The sequence below is a fragment of the Buttiauxella izardii genome (assembly GCF_003601925.1).
GTDB lineage: Bacteria > Pseudomonadota > Gammaproteobacteria > Enterobacterales > Enterobacteriaceae > Buttiauxella > Buttiauxella izardii.
In genome coordinates, this window is record NZ_QZWH01000012.1 from 24,118 (window position 1) to 49,691 (window position 25,574).

The following is a 25,574-nucleotide window of genomic DNA, read 5'->3' on the forward strand; positions in this document are numbered from 1 at the left end:
AAGTTACCAATTCGCAATAAATGCGAAATTTCTCATTAACAACTTTGCAATATCATAACGGAAGATTATGATAGCCACACAATTAACCATTTGGTTCGTTACGCGGTTTTATCATAAAGAAGCAAAAGGAAAACGCTTCGACAGGAGAACGTTATGGCAAGTTACACACCCCCTCGCGGCCTGGCATTAGGGCTGCTCTGGGTTCTCGGCGGGCTGATGGCGCTGATTGGCCTCGCCATTGGCATCGGCGGAGCGTATTTAGTCGCCCTTGGCGGAACCGGGTATTTCTTAATTATGGGCATCGTGATGCTCATTTCCGCCGTTCTGATTTTGAAGAAAAAAACCTCCGGCCTGGTGCTTTATGCCCTCGCATTTATTGGCTCAATCATTTGGGCCATCAATGATGCGGGCTGGGATTTCTGGCCGCTATTTTCGCGCCTGTTCACTTTCGCGGTGCTGGCATTCCTGGCCGCGATTGCATGGCCGATTTTACGCGCCGCCCACAGTCATGTGCCGGTAAAAAAAGGCCCGGCTTATGGCATCGCCGCCCTGCTCGCGGTGTGTATGCTGGTGAGTGCTGGCTGGATGTTTGTGCCGCAGGTGCAAGTCGCTACCAATGAAGATGTGCCGGTGAAACCGGTTGCGCCGAATGAAGCGCAAAAAGACTGGAAACACTGGGGCAACACCACTCACGGCGACCGTTTTGCCGCGCTGGATCAAATCAATAAAGGCAACGTTTCAGAATTGAAAGTGGCCTGGACAGCGCATACCGGGGATATTCCGCAAAGTAATGGTTCGGGTGCGGAAGACCAGAACACGCCATTGCAGGTCGGCGACACGCTGTTTGTCTGCACGCCGTACAGCAAAGTGCTGGCGCTGGATGTCGATTCCGGCAAAGAAAAATGGCGTTTCGACAGCCACGCGACTGCACCAAACTGGCAGCGCTGCCGTGGTTTAGGCTATTTCGAAGAAACCACACAGAAAGCCGCGGCAACGCTGGCTGAGCCCGCGCAACCTGCTGCGTGCCCTCGCCGCTTGTTCCTGCCGACTACCGATGCGCGTTTGCTGGCAATTAATGCCGATAACGGCAAGCTGTGCGAAGACTTTGGCGATCACGGTACGGTCGATCTCAAAGCCGGTATGGGCGAAGTCAAACCGGGTTACTACCAACAAACGTCCACGCCGCTGGTCGCTGGAAATGTGGTTGTGGTGGGTGGCCGCGTGGCGGATAACTTCTCCACCGGCGAGCCTCCGGGCGTGGTTCGCGCTTACGATGTGCATACCGGGAAACTGGCGTGGGCGTGGGATCCGGGTAATCCGGCGATTACCGGCCTGCCACCTGAAGGGCAAACTTACACGCGCGGCACGCCAAACGTGTGGTCTGCGATGTCTTACGACGCCAAACTGGGGCTGATTTATCTGCCGACCGGTAACGCGACGCCTGATTTCTTCGGCGGCACGCGCACGGTGCAAGATGACAAATACAGCTCATCTATCGTTGCGGTCGATGCGGCAACCGGACAGGTACGCTGGCATTTCCAGACCACTCACCACGATTTGTGGGACTTCGATTTACCGTCGCAACCGCTGCTGTATGACCTGCCAGACGGCAAAGGCAGCACCACGCCGGTCATCGTGCAGACCTCCAAACAAGGCATGATTTTCATGCTCAATCGTGAAACGGGTGAACCGGTCGCGAAAGTGGAAGAACGCCCGGTTCCGCAAGGCAATGTTGAAGGCGAGCGCTACTCGAAAACCCAGCCGTTCTCGGTGGGTATGCCGATGATTGGTAACGAAACGCTGAAAGAGTCGGATATGTGGGGTGCCACGCCAATCGATCTGCTGATTTGCCGAATCGAGTTCAAAGGCATGCGCCACGAAGGTGTTTATACGCCACCAGGCCTGGATCGTTCCCTGCAATATCCGGGTTCACTCGGCGGCATGAACTGGGGCAGCGTTTCCGTTGACCCGAACAACAGCCTGATGTTTGTCAATGATATGCGTCTGGGGCTGGCGAACTACATGGTGCCGCGCGCCAATGTGGCGAAAAACGCCAGTGGTATCGAGATGGGTATTGTTCCGATGGACGGCACGCCGTTTGGCGCAATGCGCGAGCGTTTCTTGTCTCCGCTGGGGATTCCCTGCCAGAAACCTCCGTTTGGCACTATGTCGGCGGTTGATTTGAAATCAGGAAAAGTGGTGTGGCAGGTTCCGGTTGGCACCGTGCAGGACACCGGCCCGCTCGGCATTCGTATGCATCTGCCGATCCCAATCGGTATGCCGACACTGGGCGCGTCGCTGTCTACGCAATCCGGCCTGTTGTTCTTCGCGGGTACGCAGGATTTTTATCTGCGCGCGTTTGATACGGCAAACGGCAAGGAAATCTGGAAATCACGCCTGCCTGTGGGCAGCCAGTCCGGCCCGATGACGTATGTGTCACCGAAAACCGGCAAGCAATACATCGTGATTAACGCAGGCGGAGCGCGTCAGTCTCCAGACCGTGGCGATTACATTATTGCTTACGCGTTGCCAGACGCGAAATAAGCCAAAAAAAAGCGGGTGCCCTGGCACCCGCTCTGTTTTTTACTTCACATCCACCTGGTAAAAAATATGTTTACCAAACGGATCCACTTCATAGCCTGTCACTTCTTTGCGCACCGGCTCGAAAATCGTCGAGTGAGCAATCATCACCGCTGGCATTTGGTCATGCATCATCTGCTGCGCTTCTTTATATAACGCCACGCGTTTTCCATGATCGTTTGAGGCACGCGCTTCAAGAATCAATTTATCAAACGGCTGGTAACACCACTTCGCAGAGTTGGAACCGCCATCGGCTGAACGGCAGGTAAACAGCGGGCCGAAGAAGTTATCCGGGTCGCCGGTTGCCGTCGTCCAGCCCATCAGCGCCGCCTGGTGCTCGCCGTCTTTCACTCGTTTTAAATACTCGCCCCACTCGTAAGTGACGACTTTTGCCGTAACGCCAATTTTCGCCCAGTCGGCCTGAATCATTTCGGCCATGCGTTTGGCATTCGGATTATACGGACGCTGAACCGGCATCGCCCACAGGTCGATCGTCAGGCCATTAGCGAAGCCCGCTTCCTTCAGCAGCGCTTTGGCTTTTTCCGGATCGTATTCGTAATCTTTCAGCGTATCGTCTGCGCTCCAAACACCCGGCGGTAACAGGTTTTTCGCCGCTGTTCCGGTGCCACGGAATACGGCGTCGATAATCGCCGGTTTGTTGATAGCCATCGCCAGCGCCTGACGTACTTTCACATTATCGGTCGGCGCTTTTTGCGTGTTAAAGGACAGGAACCCGGTGTTTAACCCGGCTTTTTGCATCAGGTTAACATCCGCGTTTTCCTTCAGGCGCGGCAAATCTGCCGGGTTCGGGAATGGCATCACCTGGCACTCGTTTTTCTCAAGTTTTGCGACACGTACCGAAGCGTCTGGGGTAATGGAGAACACCAGCTTGTCGATTTTCGCTTTGCCCTGCCAGTATTCCGGGAAGGCGGTAAACAGAATGCGCGAGTCTTTTTGATATTGTGCGAGGCGGAACGGCCCGGTGCCAATCGGGTCCATATCCACGCGCTCTGGCGTGCCCGCTTTTAGCATGGAATCGGCATATTCAGCGGAAAGAATGGAAGCAAAATACCAGCCCAAATCGGCAATAAATGGCGCTTCCGGGTGAGTCAGCGTAAAGCGCACCGTATTATCGTCCACTTTATCAATGGCGGTAATTAACTTGCCGAATTCAAGACTTTCAAAGTTGGAATAGTTTCCGTTGGAAACATTATGGTAAGGATGCTTTGGATCTTTCTGACGCATAAACGAGAAAATAACGTCGTCGGCGTTGAAATCGCGGCTCGGCTTAAAGTATTTGTTGCTCTGGAATTTCACCCCTTTGCGCAAGTGGAAGGTATAAACCTTACCATCTTCGCTGACATCCCAGCTTTCAGCGAGGCTTGGCTGCAATTCGGTGGTGCCCACTTTGAAATCCACCAGGCGGTTATAAACTGGCACCGCGCTGGCATCCACGCTGGTGCCCGAGGTATATAACTGCGGGTTAAAGTTTTCCGGCGATCCTTCAGAGCAATAAACCAGAGTTTTCGCAGCAACAGTGGAACTGACTGTTAGTGCCGCTATTATCAATGCGAGCTTTGTGGCTTTTCTTGTGATGTGAATGTTCATGTTTACCCTATTATTTATAATTTTCCTGACCCAGACAGAATAAAGCTTGTATGAAACAACGTAATACATAACATTAAATATCGATTGCAAACAAATGAATATATTCGTCCAAGAGGAAGTCATGGCATTACAACTAACAGAACAATTAACGCAACGCTTCTTCCGCTATCTGGCGATTACCAGCCAAAGCCAGGCGGGCGCGACCACGCTACCGAGCACTCCCGGCCAACATGAAATGGCAAAATTACTGGCGCAAGAACTGCGCGAGTTCGGCCTTGATGATGTGGTGATCGATGAGCATGCCACCGTCACCGCCGTGAAAAAAGGCAATGTTCCCGGTGCGCCACGCGTCGGTTTTATTACCCACATTGATACCGTCGATGTCGGGCTTTCAGCGGATATCTATCCGCAAGTTTTGCGTTTTACCGGCGACGATTTGTGCCTGAATAAAGAGAAAGATATCTGGCTGCGCACGTCAGAACACCCGGAAATCCTCGCCTATCCAAACGAAGAGATCATTTTCAGCGACGGCACCAGCGTATTGGGTGCGGATAATAAATCGGCCGTTACGGTAGTGATGACGCTGCTGGAAAACCTGACCGACGAGATGAAGCATGGCGATATCGTGGTTGCGTTTGTGCCGGATGAAGAGATTGGTTTATGTGGCGCAAAAGCGCTGGATTTAGCCCGCTTTGATGTGGATTTTGCCTGGACTATCGATTGCTGTGAATTAGGTGAAGTGGTGTATGAAAACTTTAACGCCGCTCATGCTGAAATTCGTTTTACTGGCGTCACCGCACACCCAATGTCCGCCAAAGGCGTATTAGTGAACCCGTTGCTGATGGCCCATGATTTCATCAGCCATTTTGACCGCAACCAGACGCCAGAGAATACCGAAGGCCGCGAAGGCTATATTTGGTTTAACGGCATGAACACCACGCAAAACGACGCCATATTAAAAGCCAATATTCGTGATTTTGATACGCAAAATTTCGAAGCACGTAAACAGCAATTACGCGATGTGGCGCAAATAATTGCCGCGCAACACCCTACGGCGAAAGTCGAAATTTCAATCAGCGATACTTACAGCAATATCAGTAATGCGATCAAAGACGATCGTCGCGCGATTGATTTGATTTTCGAGGCGATGAAAGAGTTGAATATCGAGCCTAAGATCATTCCAATGCGCGGTGGCACCGATGGCGCGGCCTTATCGGCAAAAGGCTTATTAACACCGAACTTCTTTACCGGTGCGCATAATTTCCACTCTAAGTTTGAATTTTTACCGCTGCGGGCCTTTGAGGCCTCATATAACGTGGCGCTGAAACTGTGCTTATTAGCGGCTAAATAAAACGATTACGGCGGGTAAAATTTACCCGCCCAACAAATATCATGCCCCGTTAATAGACGCACCGCCGTCAACCAGCGATGCTGTTCCCGTCACAAACGATGCTTCATCAGACGCCAGCCATAATACCGCTCGGGCGATTTCTTCCGGTTTTGCCACGCGTTTTAGCGCGTGCAGGCCGGTGATAAACGCCTGAGATTCCGCCGTATCATTCATGTCACGATACATATCGGTATCCACCGCGCCGGGTAATACAGAATTGACACGAATATTTTGTGGGCCAAATTCCGAAGCTAACGCCTGAGTTAAACCAATCAAACCGGCTTTGCTGGCGGCGTACGCGGCGACCTGTGGAAAGGCGAATGAATAACCGACAAAAGTAGAAGTAAAGATGACCGAGCCGCCGCCGTGTTTGAGCATTTCGGCAATCTGGTGTTTGGCTCCGAGGAAAGATCCGGTCAGATTGATGGCAACCGCATCGGCGAACCCTTCCGCTGAGACTTCGGTACTCGGGCCGCCTTCGCCCAACGTGCCTGCGTTGTTAAACGCAATATCCAGCCGCCCCCACGTTGCCACCGCTTTTTCCACTAACGCTTTGGCGTAGGATTCTTCGCGCACATCGCCCGTTACAGCAACCGCCTCGCCTCCGGCAGCTTTGATTTCATCAACCAGTTGAGCAAGTTCGGCTTCACGCCTGGCACCGACCACAACTTTCGCCCCTTCTGCGGCAAACAGCTTCGCGGTGACATACCCGATGCCAGAACTGGCCCCGGTGACAATGGCAACTTTATCGGCTAATCGTTTCATGAGAGAACCCCAGTGGAGCGGTCAGAATTTGACCGCTCATGGAGTATGGTATCGGGATGCGATTATTGCATTGTTGAATGCCCTCACCCCGGCCCTCTCCCCCAGGAGAGGGAGAAAATCGGTCAATCCCTTCTCCCTGAGGGTGAGGGCTGTTTTTGATTACGCCGTAATCTGTTCCATCGCCTGCAAAATACGCTTGTCAGAAATCGGATATGGCGTACCCAATTGTTGAGCGAAGAAACTCACACGCAGCTCTTCAATCATCCAGCGGATTTCCTGCACGTCTTCATCCACGCGGCGCGCTGGCGGCAGCTTATTCAGCCACTGCTGCCAGGTTTGTTGCACATGCTCGACTTTCAGCATTTGCACGCGGTCGCGATGCGGATCGACGGCCATTTTCTCGAGGCGTTTCTCAATGGCGTTCAGATAACGCAGCGTATCACCCAAACGTTTGTAGCCGTTTCCTGTGACAAAACCGCGATACACCAGGCCGCTCATTTGCGCTTTCACATCCGACATACCGAGCGCCATGGTCATGTCCACGCGCCCTTTCAGCCGTTTGTTGATGTTGAAAACAGCCGTCAGGATTTGTTCGACCTGCTTCGCAATTTCCACCACGGTGTCGTTAAGTTCCGCGCGCACTTTTTCGTGCAATGCCGCAAAACCTTCTTCGCTCCACACCGGGCCGCCCGCCTGCGCAATCAGCTTATCGACGCCACAAGAAATGCAGTCGTCAATCAAATCCATGACTTTGCCGTACGGGTTAAAGTACAGGCCGAGCTTGGCTTTGTTCGGCAGCTTTTCATGCAGATATTTGATCGGCGATGGAATGTTCAACAGCAGTAAACGGCGCAAACCGCGCCACATTGCCTGTTGCTGTTCGAGCGGATTATCAAACAGCTTAATTGCCACGCTCTCTTTTTCATCCACCAGCGCCGGGAACGCCTTCATGCGGTAGTTGCCGCGTTTCTGCTCGTAGCTTTCTGGAAGCTTTCCGAAACTCCAGATGTGCAGGCCGCTTTGTTCGATACCGTCGTCCGCCACCGCTGAGAGCGTTTGCTGGACTTTATCTTTCAGGCCGCCTTTCAACTCGGTGAGATCTTTGCCCTCTTTGAGTTTTTTATTGTGCTCATCAACGATGCGGAACGTCATTTTCAGGTGATCGGGCACCTGATCCCAATGCCAGTCTTCGCGGTCGATGGTGATGCCCGACATGCGGCGGAATTCACGCTCTAAACTTTCCAGCAGCGGCAATTCCAGCGGCGTAGCGCGGCCTAAAAATGCTTCGGCATAGTTTGGCGCAGGCACAAAGTTGCGGCGCACCGGTTTTGGCAGCGACTTAATCAGCGCAATGACCAGTTCGCGGCGCACACCGGGGATTTGCCATTCAAAACCAGCTTCTTCGACCTGGTTTAACAGCGGCAACGGAATATGCACCGTTACGCCATCGGCGTCAGCGCCCGGTTCGAACTGGTAAGTCAGGCGCAGTTTGAGGTTGCCCTGATGCCAGAAGTTCGGATAGTCGAGTTTGCTGACCTGTTCCGCGCCCTCTTTGATCAACATGCTCTTTTCGAAATTGAGCAGATCCGGCGTCTCTTTGCTGGCCTGTTTCCACCAGTTATCAAAGTGGCGAGCGGAAATCACATCGTGTGCGATGCGTTGATCGTAAAACTCAAACATCGTGTCGTCATCGACAAGGATGTCGCGGCGGCGGGATTTGTGTTCAAGTTCTTCAATTTCATTGCGCAACTTGAGGTTGTCGCGGAAAAACGCGTGGCGCGTTTGCCAGTCGCCTTCGACTAACGCATGGCGGATGAACAGCTCGCGACACAGCGCCGGGTCAATTTGGCTGTAGTTCACGCTGCGGGCGGCGACAATCGGCAAGCCGTAAAGCGTGACTTTTTCCGTCGCCATCACTGCGCCCTGCGATTTCTCCCAGTGCGGTTCGCTGTACGAGCGTTTCAGCAGATGTTGCGCCAGCGGCTCCACCCATTCCGGGTCGATACGCGCCGCAATGCGTCCCCACAAGCGGCTGGTTTCCACCAGTTCGGCAACCATCGTCCATTTTGGCGGCTTTTTGAATAAACCGGAGCCTGGGAAGATGGAGAAACGGGCGTTACGCGCACCGGTGTATTCCTGTTTATCGGCATCTTTCTGGCCGATATGGGAAAGCAAACCGGTCAATAACGCACAGTGAACGGAACGGAAATCAGCCGGTTCGCTATTAATCGGCAAGCCGAGTTCTTTCACCACCTGGCGCAACTGGGTGTAGATATCTTGCCATTCGCGCACACGCAGATAGTTCAAATAATCGAGCTTACACTGGCGGCGGAACTGATTAGACGACAGCTCTTTTTGCTGCTCGCCCAGGTAGTTCCACAGATTCACGTAGGCCAGGAAGTCCGACTCTTTGTCGTGGAAGCGACGATGTTTTTCATCCGATGCCTGCTGTTTGTCCATCGGCCGCTCGCGCGGATCCTGAATCGACAAACCGGCGGTGATGATCATCACTTCACGCACGCAGCCAAACTTCTGCGCTTCAAGCACCATACGCGCCAAGCGCGGATCGACTGGCAATTGCGCCAGCTGGCGGCCCGATGTTGTTAGTTTATAAACGCTGAGATCGGCATCGCTGGTGATCGCGCCGAGTTCTTCAAGCAGGCGCACACCGTCCTGAATATTGCGTTTGTCCGGCGCTTCCACAAACGGGAATGCGGCAATATCGCCAAGCCCGAGCGAGGTCATCTGCAAGATAACGGACGCCAGGTTGGTACGGAGAATTTCCGGGTCGGTAAACTCCGGGCGCGACAGGAAATCGTCTTCGGAATACAGACGAATACAAATCCCGTCTGAGACACGCCCACAGCGGCCTTTACGCTGGTTGGCAGACGCCTGTGAAACCGGCTCAATCGGCAAACGTTGCACTTTGGTGCGGTAGCTGTAACGGCTGATACGCGCGGTGCCGGGGTCGATAACGTATTTAATGCCTGGCACGGTGAGGGAGGTTTCAGCGACGTTGGTTGCCAGCACGATGCGGCGGCCAACGTGCGACTGGAACACGCGGTTTTGCTCGCTATTCGACAGGCGCGCATACAGCGGCAGCACTTCGGTGTGCGGCAAATTCAGCTTGTTGAGCGCATCAGCGGTGTCACGAATTTCGCGTTCGCCGCTCATGAAAATCAGAATGTCGCCTGCGCTTTCGTGGCCGAGTTCGTCAACCGCGTCAAAAATCGCCTGCAGCTGGTCGCGTTCGGTATCGTCGGCGTCTTCGACAATCGGACGGTAACGCACTTCGACCGGATAAGTTCGGCCTGAAACTTCGATGATCGGCGCATTATTGAAATGGCGCGAGAAGCGTTCCGGGTCAATGGTCGCAGAAGTAATAATGATTTTCAGATCCGGGCGACGCGGCAGTAACTCACGCAAATAACCCAGCAGGAAATCAATGTTCAGACTGCGTTCGTGCGCTTCATCAATAATGATGGTGTCGTACTGCATCAGCAGGCGGTCTTGCTGAATTTCCGCCAGCAAAATGCCGTCGGTCATCAGTTTCACCATGGTGTTTTCACTGACATGATCGGTGAAACGCACTTTGTAACCAACGCAACCACCCGGCTCCGTTTGCAGCTCTTCGGCAATACGGTTGGCGACGGTTCGCGCCGCCAGACGGCGTGGCTGCGTGTGACCAATCAGCCCTTTTAAGCCGCGCCCCAGTTCCATGCAGATTTTTGGCAACTGCGTGGTTTTACCGGAACCCGTTTCACCCGCCACGATAACCACCTGGTGGTCACGAATAGCGTCGTAAATATCCTGTTTCTTCTGGCTAACAGGCAGGTTTTCCGGGTAGGTGATTTTAGGACGCGAGGCTTCGCGCAGCAGAACCTTACCGGCTGCCGCTTCGATTTCCTGGGCCAGTGAATCTAATACAGCCTGTTGCGATTCAGGATTTTTCACCTTCTTCGCACCATGGATACGGCGGGAGAAGCGTTGTCTGTCGCGTAACATTAAGCCGTCGAGACGCGAGAATAATGAGGACAGCGAGGGTTTTATGTTTTCCATTGGGTAGTCATCTGGGCAGCGCACTGCCGGGTAAGTCTGTTTCGTCAATTAGCGCTAGATTACCACACCACGCCTTTTGACGCCTTGTTCAATAAAATCGAACATTGAGTTCGATATATTGCGCTATCACTGCAATCGGATTGTGAATAAAGTACCCCCATCATACTTCAAGCTGCATGTGCGTTGGCTTTCCTCGCTCACCCCAGTCACTTACTTCAGTAAGCTCCTGGGATTCACTGCGTCGCCGCCTTCATGCAGCTCGAATTATTTTGTGGTACACCACAGCAACGGGCAATCAGTCCCGAATGAACACAACAAAGGAATCACCCATGAGCAAAGTATTAGTCCTGAAGTCCAGCATCCTGGCAGGTTACTCTCAGTCAAATCAGCTGTCTGACTATTTTGTTGAACAATGGCGTGAAGAGCATAGCGCAGATGAAATCACCGTGCGTGATTTGGCCGCAAACCCAATCCCGGTGCTGGATGGTGAGCTGGTTGGCGCACTGCGTCCAAGCGATGCCCCACTTTCTCCACGTCAGCAAGAAGCGCTGGCATTGTCTGACGAACTGATCGCCGAGCTGAAAGCTCACGATGTGATTGTCATCAACGCACCAATGTACAACTTCAACATTCCAACACAGTTGAAGAACTATTTCGACCTGGTGGCGCGTGCTGGTGTGACTTTCCGCTACACCGAAAAAGGCCCAGAAGGCTTGATTACAGGCAAACGTGCTGTGGTTCTGACCAGCCGTGGCGGCATTCATAAAGATACCCCAACCGATTTGCTGGTGCCGTATCTGAACATTTTCCTGGGCTTTATCGGAATTACTGATGTGAACTACGTGTTCGCTGAAGGTATTGCTTACGGCCCTGAAGTGGCGACCAAAGCACAGACTGATGCGAAAGCGGCGATTGATAGCATCGTAACTGCTTAAGTTTCGCTGCATTTGGTGGATGACGCTTATTCACCCTACGAAAATCTAAATCATTGATGAAAACGGCAAACATTTGTTTGCCGTTTTTTTATTGTTTTAATTATTACAACAACATAAATATTAATAAGAAAGAAGAAACCAAAAACGATAATCCAAACCATTGTGTATAAAGTAAGGCAAATGCAAACAAGCAATTCATTGCCCACCAAAAGAAAATCCGTTTGCGCAGCCCATGCCAGTCATATTGCGGATAGCACAGTTTTAAAATAAAAATAGTTAATGTTGTCAGAATAATCATAACGTTATCATCCGTGAAACGCAGGCACACTCAATGAATGAGATGAGTTAAATCTCATTCCATCCGGGAATCAATGAATGGCAATATTAACTGCATGGATATTATTTTGCAATTAGTGCGATTTAATAAAAATATTTAATCTTTATCAACGAGTTGGGATTTATCCTAACAAGAATAATAGTCATGATGAATGTAATTACATTTATATATGTGAAAATCAGATTGTTTACGGGGATATTATGAGGGAGTTAAAAATAAAAATGGGCGGTATCAAACCGCCCATTTTCTTATGCTCAAACCAGAGACTTAGCCAATTAATGGCTGTGCTGTTTTCTCAACCAACGCCAGCAGAAGTTTAATATCTTCCAGCGTCACGATTGGATTCAGCAATGTCATTTTCAGACAGGTCACGCCGTTATGCTCGGTCACACCCACGTTCGCACGGCCTGAATCCAGCAATGCGTCACCAATCTTCTGGTTCAGCAGTGCGATAGCTGCATCATCCGCACCCGCCAGTTGCTCAGGACGGAAACGGAACAGCACGCTCGCCAGTTGTGGTTTCATCACCAGTTCCAGAGATGACTGTTCAGCAATATACTGTGCAACTTGTTGGGCCAGCGTCACACCGTGATCGATGATCGCCGCGTACTGCTTCTGACCTAACGCTTCCAGGCCCATCCACAGTTTCAGTGCATCGAAACGACGAGTGGTCTGCAAAGATTTAGACACCAGATTTGGCACGCCTGCTGCTTCATCGAACTCAGAGTTCAGATAAGCCGCCTGGTAGCGCATCAATTCATAGTGGCGAGCTTCTTTAAGCAAGAAGGCACCGCAACTGATGGTCTGGAAGTATTGCTTGTGGAAGTCCAGGGTGATGGAATCCACTAATTCAATACCATCCAGATAGTCACGATACTGCTCGGACATCAGCAATGCCCCGCCCCACGCGGCATCCACATGCACCCAAATCTGGTGCTGCGCGGCCAGTGCGGCGATTTCACGCAGTGGGTCGATTGCGCCCGCATCGGTAGTACCCGCAGTGGCAACAATCGCGAGGATTTGCTCGCCGTTTGCCTGAGCCTGCGCCACTTTCTCGCGCAGATCGTTAAGATCCATACGCGCGAACTCGTCAGTTTTCACCAGCGTCACAGACTGATAGCCAAGGCCCATCAACGCCATGTTCTTCTGCACAGAGAAGTGGGCGTTTTCAGAACACAGGACTTTAATCTTACGCAGATCGCCGACCAGGCCGTCTTGCTGGATAGAGTGACCCTGACGCGCAAAGAATGCGTCACGCGCCAGCATCAGACCCATCAAGTTACTTTGCGTGCCGCCGCTGGTGAATACACCGGCGTCGCCAGCCTGATAACCGACTTGTGCACGCAGCCATTCGATCAGCTTCATCTCGATGATGGTCGCTGACGGGCTTTGGTCCCAGGAGTCCATGCTCTGGTTGGTGGCGTTGATCAGCACTTCCGCCGCCTGGCTAATCACCAGGCTTGGGCAATGCAGGTGCGCCACACATTGTGGGTGATGCACCGACAGGCTGTCTTTTAAGAAATATTCAATCGCACGTTCGATAGCCGCCTGGTTGCCCAGGCCCTGAGGATTGAAATCCAGCTGAATGCGCTCGCGCAGTTCAGCCACGGATTTACCCTGATACATCTCAGGTTGCTGTAGCCACTGCACAACAGCCGCGCTGGCCTGTGCAATCGCCTGCTGGTAGGCATCAGTGCTTTCGGCTGAGCCTGCCAGAATCGGGTTTAGTTCGGACATCAGGTCACTCACTCCGCTCAAACAGGTTTGATGCCAGACGCCAGCAGCGCTTGCTCAAACTTATCGAGGAAAATAGCCAGCTCATCGTTAGTGATAAGCAAGGATGGCAGCAGACGCAGCACGCAACCGTTACGGCCGCCGCGCTCCAGAATCAGGCCAGCTTTGAAGCAGTTTTTCTGCAACAGTGCGGACAGCTCTGGGTCAGACGGGTAGCAACCCATGTGATCTTGCGCTTCGTTTGGTTTAACAATCTCGATACCGATCATTAAGCCCAGACCGCGAACCTGGCCGATAACCGGGTAACGTTTTTGCAGGTTAGCCAGTTGGCCTTTCAGCCATTCGCCCTGTGCCGCAACTTTGTCAGCAATCTTGTTTTCAGTCAGATGCTTAAGCGTAGTCAGGCCGGTTGCCATCGCCAGTTGGTTACCACGGAAAGTCCCGGTGTGGTGGCCTGGTGACCATGCGTCGAACTCTTTCTTAATACCCAATACAGCCAGTGGCAAACCGCCACCCACTGCTTTAGACATCACGATGATGTCTGGCTCAATACCGGCGTGCTCGTAAGCGAACAGTTTACCGGTACGGCAGAAGCCAGCCTGGACTTCATCGATGATCAGCATAATGCCGTGTTCTTTGGTGACTTTACGGATGCGCTGCAACCATTCAGCCGGAGCCGGGTTCACGCCGCCTTCACCCTGAACCGCTTCCAGAATGACTGCCGCAGGTTTGCGCACGCCACTCTCAACGTCATTGATCAGGTTTTCGAAGTAATAAGTTAATGCTTTAACGCCAGCTTCGCCGCCAATACCCAGTGGGCAGCGGTACTGATGCGGGTAAGGCATGAACTGGACTTCCGGCATCATGCCATCAACCGCTTCTTTCGGAGACAGGTTGCCTGTCACAGAAAGTGCGCCATGAGTCATGCCGTGGTAGCCGCCAGAGAAGCTGATGATGCCTGCACGGCCTGTGACTTTCTTAGCCAGTTTCAGCGCCGCTTCAACCGCATCCGCACCGGATGGGCCAGTGAATTGCAGGCAATACTCTTTGCCCTGTCCTGGCAGCAAAGAGAGAAGATATTCAGAGAACTGATCTTTCAACGGAGTTGTCAGATCCAATGTATGTAACGGCAAGCCGCTGGTAATGACATTTTGGATGCTTTGCAGCACATCAGGGTGATTATGACCAAGGGCAAGCGTACCTGCACCCGCCAGACAATCAAGATATTGATTATTCTCCACATCGGTGATCCAAACGCCGTTTGCCTGAGCGATAGCTAAAGGCAATTTGCGCGGATAACTCCTGACATTTGATTCAAATTCAGCCTGTCGAGCCAAATAGGTTTCATTGTTACCATTTAATGAATTAGCACCGAAACTATCAATACGGACTTTATCCGTCATCATATCTCTCCCACAACTGCCGGTTCGTTAACCCGCCGTTGAATAATTAAATGTAGAAAAACTGACCACTCTGTAAAAAACGCCGTCAATATAGGTTCTTTTCTCTCTCTACTCAATATTTTATTTTGTTAATCTCTGTATGTTGTCTTAATGTTTTTATCTTGTACTTATTTTATGAAAATCAGTGCGTTATATAATCAATAGCCGTAAACTCTGCCAAACCATGTTTGAGCAGAGTTAAAATCTGGAAGTGGGGTTTTTGCAGCGAGATCTTTCTTAGAAGGGTAAAAACTTATAAACATTAAGAGATATATTTTGAACAATATAATGCCCTGTGACAGGCATAATATTATTTACGCATCCACTGCCCATTAATTCCACGCACATATTCACCCGCCTGCGCACGTGCAACTAACTTTTGCCCGGCAAGTTCAGCGACCTGATTTGCCGAAATATTATTACTGTCCGCCAGCTTCTGATAATTTTCTGAACGCGCTTCGTTGATGCTTTTTACCAGCGCCAGCGTCTCTTTATCTTGCTTAACCGGCGCGATAAAGCCGCTTAATGTCTCCCCAACTCGCCCTTGCTGGCGGGCTTCAGTCAGCGTTAATGCTAAAGCCTGCTGGCTAATCAACACGCTCGCCAATAAAACACCCTTTACGATATTTTTCATCTGGCTTACTCCTGGCCGAACAAATCGCTGCGATTTTTCAGCAACGTTTCAACGTCTTTATCAACCTTAATATGAATCTCATGTTCAATTTTCACGTTCATATTAATGGTGATAGGTTCCTTAGGCGCGGCGACTTCGATACGCGGCGTGCATCCCGTTAACGTAGCAAGCCCTGAAATCATGAGCGTGGCGATGGCGATTTTCATTGTGTTTCCTCACAAGCTTTATCCCGCGTCTGACAACGCACATCCGGCAATTCGGTATGTTGCTCAAGCCAGGTTTGCAAATTATCCCCAAAACGCAGGCTGCGCCACAGCGTAAAGAGGTTTTCCTGATGACTATAGTTCAGCCGAACCGCATTCCTTTTCCCTTCAACCTGGCTTATGCCCTGCACATTCGCCTGTAAAGTTAACAGACCCAGATTATCTAAATTGATTCGGGTCCAGGAATGAGAAATTTCCATATAACGCAACCAGTTAACCGCCACCCCTGCAGCAATATTGTTTTCAACGATGGCATCCGCCATGTCCTTATCCAATCTTAGCGTCAACGGCCCTGGATTGGTGAGCCAGCCATCTTTAACAATCCATTGCGGATGATTGAGCCACAGCGGCAACGCGCCGTTCACGCGCCCGGACATAGTAAATTGTTTAGGATTTACCGCAGTCACCAGTTCGCTCGACGAGATATTTTCTAAGCGTAGCAACGCGGCGTCATGCTGCGGCAAACGGAGCTGTTGCACGCGCAGTTTGCCGCCAAGAATATCGACGTTAACGTTACTGAGCATCAGCGGCTGCGCTTCGCTCCACGGATACCAGCCTTCAAGATCGGCGGTAATATTGGTGGAGCTGAACTGATTTTTAACTTCGGCGATGCGCAGCGTCACCGGTCCATCCGTGCCCAACTGCCACGTGCCATTGCTAAAGCGGAATGGCAGCACAAAATCGACACCGTTAATTTGGTTATCGGGCATCCAGACGCTGCCGCTTTTCACCACGCCATGCCCGCCCGCTTCAAACCCTTGCCCCACAGCGGCGGAAAAAGCGACCTGTGAATACAGCGTTCCGTCTTTTAAGGTCATCTTCCAGTCGGCAGGAATCAGCGGCTGGAACACGGTCAAATCTTGCTGCGGCCACCAGGCGTTACCGCGCAAGCGCTCGCCATCCCAACGGCCATTGACGCGTACCGGGCCAATCGCTCCGGCATGTAAATCACCTTTGTACTGGAACGATGCAGGATCTTCGCCACTGACGCTGAACGTTAATATGGACGGTGGAAGCGTGCTGCCGCCGCTAAAGGTGGTTTCCCCGGCGTTGAGGGTGAATGTGCCATCAAAAGTCGGTGCGGTTTCAGCGCGTTGCCAGTGCAGCGGTTTTTCGAGTTTCAGGCGCGGTTTGCTGACTAACATGGAGCCGTACTGGAGCTTGTCGAACCCGGTAGAAAGTGAACTGAGTTCAATGACGCTATCGCGCCATTCGCCCTGCCCACCCACATCCCACTTCGCCTGCATCGGCGTGAACTCACCCTTGCCCCAGTATTTCCAGCGCCATAGACCGGCGTCGGGTAAAAAGTTGTCGGCGCGTCCGTCCAGGTGCAGCACAAAATTACCCATCTGGTTTTCGTGAGCGCGAACAATCGCCTGCAAACGCCCATCCACACCTTGTTGCGAGACACTCACACCCGCCAGCGGCCAGCGGATTTCATCGACATCAATCGAATCTATGACGCGTCCACGCGAACGTAAAAGCGCACCCGGGCGGAACAACAGTTTCGGATCAGAAATCGCGCCGCTAATTTCCCCTGGCAACACCGCGTAAAACACCATCCCATCTTGCTTCGCTTCACCGGTTAATTGCACCGGTAATGCGCTGTTTTCGAGGCTGAGTTTCCCTGGGCCGATATTCAACACCGCGTTGCCTTTGCCCGCGTTTCCCTGGGTAATGACGTTCATTCGCCCGCTGATCACCGCTTTTTCCAGCCCCAGCTTCCAGTCGTCTACTCGCAATGCAACGCCGCCACGCAACGGGAAACCCGCATACGGCCAGAACCACTGCCCGCCGTTGACTTCAAAAATTGTGTCGCTGATAGTCCATGGCAAACTCAGCAGCGCTTCGGTGGCATCGGGTCTGGACACCATAAATGCGCCCTCGTCTTCATTCCAGTCGAGCACCAAATCCACCAACTCCGGCTCTTGCGAAATATGCAATTTCGTGGACAGATGCCCTTTTTTCGGCACACCATCGGTCATCAGCGGCAAGGTCACGGTTCCGGCTAATTCGACCGGTTCCATCCCTGCCAGCGCCTGCACTTTTAGCTTTTTCAGCTCCAGAATCTGGCCGTTAAGTTCAGCATCAACTTTTAGCGATGGCCCGTCGTAATGCAGCGCTTGCTGCTGCGGAGAAAGTGATAAACGTAAAGCGCCGGAGAATTGTTGAAACGGCGTTACATTGACCCTATCTATAGTTAACAAGCTTTCAGGCAGTAAGGATTGCCACTCTTGTAGCGAGCGTGGCGCGGCTGGCCCCGATTGATCGAGAGGGATTTTACTCAGGCAATCCACATTGAGATTCAGCGTGTCGAGATGGATGCGCCAGCGTTTGGGGTGACTTAGCGTGGCGTCTTTGAGCGTGGCGAGTTCGCAATCCCCGGCCAGATAACGCAGATCGGGCACCAGAATGGCACCACGACTCAGGCGCGGGCTGGCCTCCATGGCGATTCGCGTCCCTTGCGGCAACCAGATTCCGGCAAGCGTCGGCAGCCAATGGGCTATAGTCATCAGTAGCGTTAACGGTAACAGAATGAGTATCAGCACCAACGCAATAATGGCTTTATATTTACCCTTCATGGGTGGTTAATATCCTGATTCAGCGACAATTTAAGCCGACATATGCGATGATTCTTACATGAATCGGACCGGGCGTGAAGGTCGAGCCTGGTTTAAGCGTAGCCAGGCCTGAGTGAACGGCAGAAAATCATCACTAAAAATAAATTTTAAAATTTGTAAGAAATTTTTAAGCGTGGTAATTTCATACTAATTTCTTTCTGGAGATAAGTCTCATGAAACTCGCAGTGTATAGCACAAAACAGTACGACAAAAAGTATCTGGAGCAGGTTAACAATGAATATGGCTTTGATCTTGAATTTTATGACTTCTTGTTAACGGAGAAGACCGCTAAAACTGCGCATGGTTGTGAAGGCGTTTGTATCTTCGTTAACGACGACGGTAGCCGTCCGGTTCTGGAAGAGCTTAAAAAACAAGGCGTGAAGTTTATCGCGCTGCGCTGTGCGGGCTTTAACAACGTCGATCTTGAAGCCGCCAAAGAGCTCGGTTTACCAGTGGTTCGCGTTCCAGCCTACTCGCCAGAAGCCGTCGCCGAACATGCTATCGGTATGATGATGTGCCTGAATCGTCGTATTCACCGCGCTTATCAACGTACCCGTGATGCCAACTTCTCTCTCGAAGGGCTGACCGGCTTCACCATGTACGGCAAAACAGCGGGTGTGATTGGCACCGGTAAAATTGGCATCGCGACGCTGCGAATTTTAAAAGGCTTCGGTATGCGCCTGTTGGCGTTTGATCCGTACCCAAGTGCGGCGGCACTGGAGCTGGGCGTGGAATATGTCGATTTACCGACGCTGTTTGCACAGTCAGACGTGATTTCCCTGCACTGCCCGCTAACGCCTGAAAACTACCATTTGCTTAACCGCACTGCGTTCGAGCAGATGAAAGATGGCGTGATGGTGATCAACACCAGCCGTGGCGGTTTGATTGATTCCCAGGCCGCGATTGATGCGCTGAAAAACCAAAAAATTGGTGCTTTGGGGATGGATGTTTACGAGAACGAACGCGATTTGTTCTTTGAAGATAAATCTAACGACGTGATTCAGGATGATGTATTCCGTCGTCTGTCGGCCTGCCACAACGTGCTGTTTACAGGCCACCAGGCGTTCCTGACCGCAGAAGCGCTGACCAGCATTTCCGAGACAACGCTTGAGAATTTGCGTCAGTTAGAGAACGGCGAGGCTTGTGTTAATCAGGTGAATTGATTTCGTATTGCCGCCCTCACCCTAACCCTCTCCCCCAGGAGAGGGGATAAACCATTTTCCTCCTTATCCCACAGGAGAGGGGACAAACCGCTCTGCTCCTTCTCCCACAGGAGAGGGGACAAACCGCTCTGCTCCTTCTCCCTCAGGTGAGGGGGTAAACCGCTCTGCCCCTTCTCCCTTAGGGAGAAGGCTGGGATGAGGGTGGTTTTAAGATTATCCTTACAGAATCACACGGCACTTTTTGCCAAAGTGTCGCCAACTCATTGATGAACTGAATAACTTAGGGAAAAGAGATGAAAAAATTAGCTTCTATCGCACTCGCAGCCATGGTTCTTGCAGGCTGTGCACAATCGGGCGATAAATCCGCTGTCACCGCGCAAGATCTGCAACATCACCGTTATGTTCTGCAAACCGTAGACGGCAAACCGCTGGACGGCATTAAACGCACGCCGGAGCTGAGCTTCGGTGAAAACATGCATATTTCCGGTGCGATGTGTAACCGCTTTATGGGCCAGGCGACGCTGGAAGACAGCACGCTGAAAGCGAAAGGTCTGGGAATGACCATGATGTTATGCGCGGAGCCGCAGCTTAACGAGTTGGATCACATGATTAACGATATGCTGACCAGCGGTGCAAAAGTTGATTTGCAGCCACAACAGCTAACGCTCAAAACCAGCCAGCATACTTTAGTTTATAAACTGGCCGATCTGATGAACTAAAACGCCCCACAGGTTCCGGCGGCAAGCGCGTTTTCACTACAGCGTTTGCCGTTGGGCATCGCACACATCCCGGTAGACGAACCGTCCAACTGACGAGCCACACTCAGCGTCCCACCCACCATTGCACAACTCGCCTGCCCCTGATTCGACATTGCCGCACGCATTCCCGGTGGAACGTGAGCCGCGGTGGCTTGTTGCTGTGGTTCACTACTACACGCAGACAATAAAATTGCCGCACAACCGACTAAAAACGCAGCGCGCATTACTTTTCTCCCCCTGAACGTTGCAAAACCTAAGAATCATAAGCGCTGGCGCGGCATTCCGTCGAGGCCGTAAAACCCTAAAATGTGTGTAATTTTGCAAACCGGATCACTTAATTGCGCAAAACTCACCCACACGCCCTTTTCCACGACCTCAATCAAAGCGCAACGCAGGACACAAAAGCGAAAATCACCTTTTGTGGGCTTTGCTAGAATTAAATGATTATTCTTCGGCTCGTGCAGGCATACGGGTCTTTTCGATTTCTTATTGTTGCGCAATGTAAGGGTGTCCCATGATCACAATCGACGGCAATGGTGCGGTTGCGTCTGTCGCGTTTCGTGCCAGCGAAGTAATTGCCATCTACCCAATCACGCCCAGCTCAACCATGGCTGAACTTGCTGATGCCTGGTCCGGGGACGGGCGACAAAACGTGTGGGGCGATACGCCTCGCGTAGTAGAAATGCAGTCCGAAGCCGGCGCTATCGCTGCGGTTCACGGCGCACTGCAAACCGGCGCACTCTCCACCTCATTTACTTCATCGCAGGGTTTACTGCTGATGATCCCGACGCTCTACAAACTGGCCGGGCAACTCACGCCGTTTGTCTTGCATGTCGCGGCGCGAACCGTCGCCACCCACGCGCTATCTATATTTGGCGACCATTCCGATGTCATGGCCATTCGCCAGACTGGTTGCGCCATGTTATGCGCCAGCAGCGTCCAGGAAGCTCAAGACTTCGCGCTGATTTCGCATATTGCGACGCTCAAAAGCCGCGTGCCTTTTATTCATTTCTTCGATGGCTTCCGCACTTCCCACGAAATCAACAAAATCGTCCCGCTGGCGGACAGCACCATTCTGGAACTGCTGCCGCAAAAAGAGATTGATGAACACCGCGCCCGTGCGCTGAACCCGGAACACCCGGTGATTCGTGGCACCTCAGCCAACCCGGACACCTATTTCCAGTCCCGCGAAGCCAGCAACCTGTGGTACGACGCGGTTTACCAACACGTTGAACAGGCGATGGACAGCTTCGCCGCCGCCACTGGCCGCCAGTATCGCCCGTTTGAATATTACGGCCACCCGCAGGCCGAACGCGTGATTATCGTGATGGGCTCGGCCATCGGCACCTGCGAAGAAGTGGTGGATGAACTGCTGACGCGCGGCGAAAAAGTCGGCGTGCTAAAAGTGCGTTTGTTCCGCCCTTTCTCCGCCGATCATTTATTAGAAGTGTTGCCAGAAAGCGCACGCCAGATTGCCGTGCTCGACCGCACCAAAGAACCCGGCGCATTAGCCGAACCGCTGTATCTCGACGTGATGACCTCGCTGGCCGAAGCCTTTAACCGTGGCGAACGCGAAACCCTGCCGCGCGTGATTGGCGGCCGTTACGGTCTTTCGTCGAAAGAATTTGGCCCGGACTGTGTGCTGGCCGTGTTCAACGAATTGAACCAGGCGAAACCGCGCCCGCGCTTTACCGTCGGCATTTACGACGACGTAACTAATTTGTCCTTACCGTTGCCAGAAAACACCCTGCCGAACCGCGCCAAACTCGAAGCGCTGTTTTACGGCCTCGGCAGCGATGGCAGCGTGTCTGCGACCAAAAACAACATCAAAATCATCGGTAACTCGACGCCGTTTTATACCCAAGGTTATTTCGTCTATGACTCGAAAAAAGCCGGCGGCCTGACGGTTTCGCATTTGCGCGTCAGCGAACAGCCGATTAACTCGACTTATTTGATTGATAAAGCAGATTTTGTCGGCTGCCACCAGTTGCAATTTATCGACAAATACCAGATGGCCGAGCGCCTGAAACCCGGCGGCATTTTCCTGCTCAACACGCCATACAACGCCGATGAAGTCTGGCATCGATTACCGCAAGAAGTTCAGGCGGTGCTGAACCAGAAAAAGGCGCGTTTCTTCGTGGTCAACGCGGCGAAAATCGCCCGCGAATGCCAGCTTGGGGCGCGTATTAATACCGTTATGCAGATGGCATTTTTCCATCTCACCCACATTTTGCCGGGTGACAGCGCGCTGGCAGAACTGCAAGGTGCCATCGCCAAAAGTTACAGCAGCAAAGGCCAGGAACTGGTCGAACGCAACTGGCAGGCGCTGGCGTTGGCCCGTGAATCCCTCGCCGAAGTCACGTTGCAGGAAGTGAACGAATCCAGCCCGATGCGCCCGCCGGTGGTTTCCGATGCTGCGCCAGATTTCGTCAAAACCGTCACCGCCGCGATGCTCGCAGGGCTTGGCGATGCGCTGCCTGTTTCGGCATTGCCACCAGACGGCACCTGGCCGCCAGGCACCACCAAGTGGGAAAAACGCAACATCGCCGAAGAAATCCCAATCTGGAAACCGGACATTTGCACCCAGTGTAACCACTGCGTTGCCGCCTGCCCGCACTCGGCGATTCGCGCCAAGGTCGTGCAGCCAGAAGCGATGGAAAACGCCCCTGCCGCGCTGCAATCACTGGATGTGAAATCCCGCGATATGCGTGGGCAAAAATACGTGCTGCAAGTCGCGCCAGAAGATTGCACCGGCTGTAATTTGTGCGTCGAAGTCTGCCCGGCGAAAGACCGCCAGAACCCGGAAATCAAGGCCATCAATATGATGTCGCGCCTTGAGCACGTCGAAGAAGAAAAGGAAAATTACGATTTCTTCCTTCAGTTGCCGGAAATGGAGCGCACCAGCCTTGAGCGTATCGACATTCGTACTTCGCAACTGCTGCAACCGCTGTTTGAATACTCCGGCGCGTGTTCCGGCTGCGGTGAAACGCCGTACATCAAATTGCTGACGCAGCTGTATGGCGACCGCATGTTAATTGCCAACGCCACCGGGTGTTCGTCAATTTATGGCGGTAATCTGCCTTCGACGCCGTACACCACCGATGGCAACGGGCGCGGCCCGGCCTGGGCGAACTCACTTTTTGAAGATAACGCCGAATTTGGTTTGGGCTTCCGCCTGACGGTGGATCAACACCGCGCCCGCGTGATGCGCCTGGTGGGTAAATTTGCTGACCAATTGCCTGCTGAACTTAACGAGCAGCTTCACAGCGACGCCACGCCAGAAGTGCGCCGCGAGCAAGTTGCTGCCCTGCGCCAGCATCTGGCCAATATCGACGATCCCGATGCGCGCCAGCTAATGACCGACGCCGACGCGATGGTTGAGAAATCAATCTGGCTGATTGGCGGTGATGGCTGGGCGTATGACATCGGTTTCGGCGGCTTGGATCACGTTTTAAGCCTGACCGAAAACGTCAATATTCTGGTGCTCGATACTCAATGTTATTCCAATACCGGCGGCCAGGCGTCGAAAGCCACGCCGCTGGGCGCAGTCACCAAGTTTGGCGAGCACGGCAAGCGTAAAGCGCGTAAAGATCTCGGCGTCAGCATGATGATGTACGGGCATGTTTATGTGGCGCAGATTTCCCTCGGCGCGCAGCTAAACCAGACGGTGAAAGCAATTCAGGAAGCGGAGGCGTATCCGGGGCCATCGCTGATCATCGCTTACAGCCCATGCGAGGAACACGGCTACGACCTGGCGCTGAGTCACGACCAAATGCGCCAATTGACCGCAACCGGTTTCTGGCCGCTGTACCGCTTTGACCCGCGTCGTGCGGATGAAGGCAAACTACCGCTGGCGCTGGATTCGCGTCCTCCGTCTGACGCATTGGCTGACACGTTGATGAAAGAGCAGCGTTTCCGCCGCCTGAATGCGCAGCAGCCGGAAGTCGCAGAACAGCTCTGGAAAGACGCTGCCGTTGATTTGCAAAAACGCTATGACTTCCTGGCGCAGATGGCTGGGAAAGCAGAAAAGGCGGATAGCGAGTAACGGTATAGAGGGTGGATGGCGCCAGTGGCTTATCCACCCTTTGAATTCATTTTTGTAGGTCGGATAAGCGCTAGCGCCATCCGACATTTTTGAATCTTATTTAAAGCTAATCCGCACAACATCGTCCGGACTGGATGGCTCTTTCTCACGGCTGCCCGGCTGTTTCACGCTGACATACAACTGCTGCCCATCTGGCGAAAGCGCTAGGCTATTTGGCAAGGCAGGCGTATCGATCGTTTCCAGCACTTTGTAGCTTTTCGCATCAATCACGCTGACTTTCCCGGCTTTGCGATGCGTCACGTAAATTTCATTACGCGTCGAGTTATACAACACATCCAAGCCCAACGGCACTTCCACTTTGTTGATGATTTTACTGGTTTTAGTGTCCACAACCAACAATTGCGGCGTTTTGGAATCGCTGATAAACGCACGGTTATTTGCGGTATCCAGCGCAATATTCAGATAGAAATGCTCGCCTTCGTTATCCAGTTTGGTGCGCGAAATCACTTTGTCGGTTTTGCTGTCGATAACGATAAATTCGTTGTCGGCATTGGTCATGTAAATGCGTGACGCTTTCTGGTCAATCGCCAGGCCCGTCGCCATTTTACCGAGATCTTTAATGGTATCGTGCAACGTGAGCTTGTCGCCGTCAATCACCCACAACACGCTCGACTCGCCCAATCCGCCCATATACAGCGTATTCGTCGCCTCATTCACCACTAACTGGCGTGGCATCAGCGGGCGCACGGTTTCGGTACGTTTAGTTTCGTCCACGACCAGTGACTTAATCACATCGCCGGTTTTGCTGTTAATCGCCGTTACCGCGCTGCTGGTGGTGTTGCCGAGGAACAGCGTACCGGTGGTCTTGTTGAGCGCCACACCGAACGGTTTCAGGTTATTATGAATCGCCTGAGTCACTTCCAGCGTTGCCGGGTCAAGACGATAAACCACCCCGCCTTTGTCGGTTTTACGACTCTGGGACGTGGCGACATACAACGCCGATTGATCCGCGCTGTAGGCCATTTCGTACGCGCCTTTGCCAACGGGTTTTCTTTCAACCGTGAATGAGGTGTCAGCAAACAGAGAACCGGAAAACAGCAGGCTGGAAAGCATCAAAGCAGGTAAAACGCGCAGGCGAGTTTGTGGGAGAGCAGACATAAATATCCTTATCAATAGCATGGAAATACCTTTAGCTAACAGAACGTTAGCTAAAGGCTGAAGCACTATTGATAATTATTAT

16 protein-coding genes are annotated in these 25,574 nt (G+C 52.4%); 6 read left to right on the top strand and 10 right to left on the bottom strand.

Features of this window, described 5'->3' with window-relative positions; genetic code table 11:
- The first annotated feature begins 153 nt into the window (after positions 1–153).
- Positions 154–2,544 (top strand): glucose/quinate/shikimate family membrane-bound PQQ-dependent dehydrogenase, encoded by a 2,391-nt coding sequence (locus tag D6029_RS07240; protein WP_120064123.1) that lies wholly within the window; start codon positions 154–156, stop codon positions 2,542–2,544.
- A 39-nt stretch (positions 2,545–2,583) separates the two neighbouring features.
- Here the strand turns inward: D6029_RS07240 and D6029_RS07245 are convergent, their stop codons facing one another.
- Positions 2,584–4,188 carry an ABC transporter substrate-binding protein gene (locus tag D6029_RS07245; RefSeq protein ID WP_120064124.1) on the bottom strand — a complete coding sequence of 535 codons (1,605 nt, stop codon included), beginning with the start codon at positions 4,186–4,188 and terminating at the stop codon, positions 2,584–2,586.
- 121 nt (positions 4,189–4,309) lie between these two features.
- Between D6029_RS07245 and pepT the strand changes: the two genes are divergently transcribed.
- Complete coding sequence (gene pepT, locus D6029_RS07250; protein WP_120064125.1) at positions 4,310–5,539, top strand: peptidase T; 1,230 nt, start codon at positions 4,310–4,312, stop codon at positions 5,537–5,539.
- Positions 5,540–5,578: 39 nt separating this feature from the next.
- Here the strand turns inward: pepT and D6029_RS07255 are convergent, their stop codons facing one another.
- Entirely contained in the window at positions 5,579–6,343 is a 765-nt protein-coding gene (locus D6029_RS07255; protein WP_120064126.1) for an SDR family oxidoreductase, read from the bottom strand.
- 159 nt (positions 6,344–6,502) lie between these two features.
- Positions 6,503–10,402, bottom strand: coding sequence for an ATP-dependent RNA helicase HrpA (gene hrpA, locus D6029_RS07260; RefSeq protein WP_120064127.1), 3,900 nt, complete (start codon positions 10,400–10,402; stop codon positions 6,503–6,505).
- 329 nt (positions 10,403–10,731) lie between these two features.
- Here hrpA and azoR point away from each other — a divergent pair, with 329 nt between their 5' ends.
- The gene (gene azoR, locus D6029_RS07265; protein ID WP_115628733.1) at positions 10,732–11,337 is read left to right on the top strand and encodes an FMN-dependent NADH-azoreductase; all 606 of its coding nucleotides are present in this window, start codon (positions 10,732–10,734) and stop codon (positions 11,335–11,337) included.
- Positions 11,338–11,941: 604 nt separating this feature from the next.
- On the opposite strand, the gene D6029_RS07275 is transcribed toward azoR, so the two are convergent.
- From D6029_RS07275 to D6029_RS07295, 5 genes are all read right to left on the bottom strand, one after another.
- Entirely contained in the window at positions 11,942–13,411 is a 1,470-nt protein-coding gene (locus D6029_RS07275) for a pyridoxal phosphate-dependent decarboxylase family protein (RefSeq protein ID WP_120064129.1), read from the bottom strand.
- Between the two features lie 17 nt (positions 13,412–13,428).
- Positions 13,429–14,814: a diaminobutyrate--2-oxoglutarate transaminase gene (locus D6029_RS07280; RefSeq protein WP_120064130.1), complete on the bottom strand. Its 1,386-nt coding sequence runs from the start codon at positions 14,812–14,814 to the stop codon at positions 13,429–13,431.
- Between the two features lie 346 nt (positions 14,815–15,160).
- On the bottom strand, positions 15,161–15,484 hold the full coding sequence (locus D6029_RS07285) for a YdbL family probable chaperone protein (protein ID WP_120064131.1): 324 nt from the start codon (positions 15,482–15,484) through the stop codon (positions 15,161–15,163).
- Positions 15,485–15,489: 5 nt separating this feature from the next.
- Positions 15,490–15,690 carry a YnbE family lipoprotein gene (locus D6029_RS07290; RefSeq protein WP_120064132.1) on the bottom strand — a complete coding sequence of 67 codons (201 nt, stop codon included), beginning with the start codon at positions 15,688–15,690 and terminating at the stop codon, positions 15,490–15,492.
- Positions 15,687–18,329, bottom strand: coding sequence for a YdbH family protein (locus D6029_RS07295; protein ID WP_120064133.1), 2,643 nt, complete (start codon positions 18,327–18,329; stop codon positions 15,687–15,689). The genes D6029_RS07290 and D6029_RS07295 overlap by 4 nt, the downstream gene beginning before the upstream one ends.
- 212 nt (positions 18,330–18,541) lie before the next feature.
- Between D6029_RS07295 and D6029_RS07300 the strand changes: the two genes are divergently transcribed.
- Both D6029_RS07300 and hslJ read left to right on the top strand, forming a co-directional pair.
- Positions 18,542–19,531 carry a 2-hydroxyacid dehydrogenase gene (locus D6029_RS07300; protein ID WP_120064134.1) on the top strand — a complete coding sequence of 330 codons (990 nt, stop codon included), beginning with the start codon at positions 18,542–18,544 and terminating at the stop codon, positions 19,529–19,531.
- 293 nt (positions 19,532–19,824) lie between these two features.
- Entirely contained in the window at positions 19,825–20,250 is a 426-nt protein-coding gene (gene hslJ, locus D6029_RS07305) for a heat shock protein HslJ (RefSeq protein WP_120064135.1), read from the top strand.
- On the opposite strand, the gene D6029_RS07310 is transcribed toward hslJ, so the two are convergent.
- On the bottom strand, positions 20,247–20,513 hold the full coding sequence (locus D6029_RS07310) for a putative hemolysin (RefSeq protein WP_120064136.1): 267 nt from the start codon (positions 20,511–20,513) through the stop codon (positions 20,247–20,249). The genes hslJ and D6029_RS07310 overlap by 4 nt on opposite strands.
- Positions 20,514–20,803: 290 nt before the next feature.
- Here D6029_RS07310 and nifJ point away from each other — a divergent pair, with 290 nt between their 5' ends.
- The gene (gene nifJ / locus D6029_RS07315) at positions 20,804–24,334 is read left to right on the top strand and encodes a pyruvate:ferredoxin (flavodoxin) oxidoreductase (RefSeq protein WP_120064137.1); all 3,531 of its coding nucleotides are present in this window, start codon (positions 20,804–20,806) and stop codon (positions 24,332–24,334) included.
- A 96-nt stretch (positions 24,335–24,430) separates the two neighbouring features.
- On the opposite strand, the gene yncE is transcribed toward nifJ, so the two are convergent.
- A complete protein-coding gene (gene yncE / locus D6029_RS07320; RefSeq protein ID WP_120064138.1) occupies positions 24,431–25,492 on the bottom strand; it encodes a 7-bladed beta-propeller protein YncE in 1,062 nt (353 codons plus the stop codon).
- Between the last annotated feature and the right edge of the window lie 82 nt (positions 25,493–25,574).